Source organism: Coriobacteriia bacterium, assembly GCA_031292615.1.
Lineage (GTDB): Bacteria > Actinomycetota > Coriobacteriia > Anaerosomatales > JAAXUF01 > JARLGT01.
On the sequence record JARLGT010000027.1, the window covers coordinates 1 to 2,593 of the forward strand.

The 2,593-nt window shown below is 66.2% G+C and carries 4 protein-coding genes; 2 read left to right on the top strand and 2 right to left on the bottom strand.

The window, feature by feature from the left end; all coding sequences use genetic code 11:
- Nucleotides 1-333, bottom strand: a 333-nt coding sequence (locus tag P4L93_02725) for a hypothetical protein (GenBank protein ID MDR3685860.1), incomplete at its 3' end; no start/stop codon positions are given.
- Between the two features lie 95 nt (nucleotides 334-428).
- Between P4L93_02725 and P4L93_02730 the strand changes: the two genes are divergently transcribed.
- Both P4L93_02730 and P4L93_02735 read left to right on the top strand, forming a co-directional pair.
- A complete protein-coding gene (locus P4L93_02730) occupies nucleotides 429-1,217 on the top strand; it encodes an amidohydrolase family protein (GenBank protein MDR3685861.1) in 789 nt (262 codons plus the stop codon).
- 150 nt (nucleotides 1,218-1,367) lie between these two features.
- Nucleotides 1,368-2,162: a PAS domain-containing protein gene (locus tag P4L93_02735; protein MDR3685862.1), complete on the top strand. Its 795-nt coding sequence runs from the start codon at nucleotides 1,368-1,370 to the stop codon at nucleotides 2,160-2,162.
- Here the strand turns inward: P4L93_02735 and P4L93_02740 are convergent.
- Nucleotides 2,159-2,593 (bottom strand): serine--tRNA ligase (locus P4L93_02740; protein ID MDR3685863.1); only part of this gene is annotated, 435 nt, incomplete at its 5' end. The two genes, P4L93_02735 and P4L93_02740, sit on opposite strands and share 4 nt — an antisense overlap.

Genomic DNA, 2,593 nt, shown 5'->3' on the forward strand with positions numbered 1-2,593 from the left:
CGCGGTGGGTGCGGCTGGCTCCCAGAGCGCGCGCGCCCAAGCGCCGACCGCGAAGCGAGCATCGCTGTCGGAGTAGTAGCGCTCGAAGACGAGCCGTTGGGCGAACTGAGCCTCACGGATGCTGTCTCGGCCTGGAAGAGCGCCCATCTCGGCCACGAGCCCAATCTCGGCAGCGGCCACCAACGTGTCGACTCGTCCGCTCTCGTTGGGGATTCCCGCTCGCAGATACGCGCTGGTGGCCTTTGGGTCGGTCCACGCGGCGGCTCCGCGCTCGCGGACCAGCGCCGCCAGAACACGATCGACGGCTGCGCTTCGCCCAAGCCCAGCGTCCATTCGTTCCCCCATCGTTAGCGGGCGGCGGTTGGCAACGCCATCCGGAAGTACCCATTATAGGTGGATACGCTGCTCGATTCTCAGGAGGCGCTTCGGTGCGCATAGTCGATATCCACACACACGCTTGGCCCGATGCCGTTGCAGGCAAGGCCATGCACTCGCTCATGACCGAGGGCATGCTCACGCCCTACTACGACGGCACCATTACGGGCCTGCTCGCAGAAGCGCAGCGCTGTGGGGTCTCGGCGTCGGTTATACAGCCGGTAGCCACCAAGCCGGCCCAAGTCTCCAGCATCAACAACTGGGCCGCGTCGATCGCGAGCGAGCACGTCGTGCCGTTTGGCGCGATGCATCCGGCGCTCGAGGACCCGGCGACCGAGATCGCGCGCATGGCGTCGCTGGGGCTACGCGGAATGAAGCTGCACCCCGAGCATCAGAGCTTCACGCCCGACGAGCCTCGCTTGGCACCGATCTACGAAGCCGCTGTGCGCCACAACATGACCGTGTTCTTCCACGCCGGAGCCGACGAGGTCCACGAGACGGTTCACGGGACTCCCGAGTCGTTCGTCAACATCCTCGATGCCTTCCCGGACCTGCGCGTGGTGCTCGCGCACCTGGGCGGGTACCGGGTCTGGAACCACGTCGCCGAGCTGCTCGTGGGACGTGACGTCTATCTCGACACCGCCTACACGCTGGGACATCTTCCCGACGCCGACTTCGTCGAGATCGTTCACGCGCACGGCGCCGAGAGAGTGATGTTCGGCAGTGACGGTCCGTGGACCGACGCCAAGGCCGAGATCGAGTGGCTGCGGCGGCTGCCGCTGCGCCCAGGCATCATCGACGCGATTCTCGGCGAGAACGCCGATCGGCTGCTCGCCTTGTAGCCGCGCGAGCGGCCGCAGGCGTGCGCCCCAATCGCCTGAAGAGCGCCCTTCCCCTGGCTCCACTCCAGCGTGGCGGAGTGACAAGGCATGCGAATCGCTAAGAGCGTGCGGGCGACCGGTGAAAGATTGACGCTCAAACAAGGGGTAGAGGTGAAGGATCCGACGACGACGGCCGACACGGTCGCCGATTTCTGCTACGCAGGTGCGTGGGTGACACCCGTCCCCGCGCTCGTCATCGACCACCAATCCGTCGTCTACGCCAACGCCGCCGCGCTGCGGCTTCTCGGCTACGCCGACGCCCACGACCTCGTGGGCCAGCCGCTCGACCGCGTGCTTCACGCCGACGCGCTCGTCGCCGAGATGGCCCGCCAAGAGGTCCTCGACGCTATCGGCGCGCCCCTACGTGGCGTCCCCACCAAGCTTCGCTCTCGAACCGGCGAGCCGCTTCAGGAGTTCGCCGACGTCTTCCCCCTGCACGTGCGCGACGCGCGTCTCACGCTGTTCACGTTCGCGCGCGAGCGTTGTCCAGATCGCACGTGCAAACCAGGTCCGGCTCCCGATCTCAGTCCGCACGCCCACGAGATCGCCGGGCAGATCCTCGAGGTGGCGCCCACGTGCATGCTCATCCAGGATCTCGACACCATCCTGTTCGCGAACGCGCTGACGCGCGGATACCTCGCTGCCAACGAGCGTTCGCAGATCGAAGGACGGCCTGTCCTGTCGTTCATTCATCCGGACGGCGTCATGGCCACGATCGAACGGGTCGCCTTCGTCTTTGCCACGCATCAGCAGATGCGCGACGTTCCCCTAAAGCTCAAGGCAGTGGACGGTGGAGTTGTCCACGCACGCGGCGACGCCTACCCCATCCGAGTCAACGGTCGCTGGGGTGCGCTGATCGTCGGCGAGCTTCTCCGCAGAACGGACGACGAGAGCGAGCGGCGCTAGGCCTCGGCGCGAATCACGGTCTTGCCACCGAGGTACGGCTGTAGCACCTCGGGGATGGCGACGCTTCCGTCGGCTTGCTGGTAGTTCTCGAGCACGGCCGCGAGGCACCGGCCCACCGCCAACCCGGAGCCGTTGAGCGTATGAACCAGCCGAGAACCTTTGAACTCACCGGGCGAGCGGTACTTGATGTTGGCTCGGCGGGCCTGGAAGTCCGTGCAGTTGCTGCAGCTAGAGATCTCCTTGTACGCGCCGTAGCTGGGCAGCCACACCTCGATGTCGTAGGTCTTGGCGGCGCCGAAACCCATGTCGCCCGTGCAAAGCACGATGACGCGGTAGGCCAGCCCGAGCTTCTGCAGGATGCGCTCGGCATCTACGAGCATGCTCTCCAACGCGTCGAAGCTCTCCTCGGGACGCGTGAACTTGACCAGCTC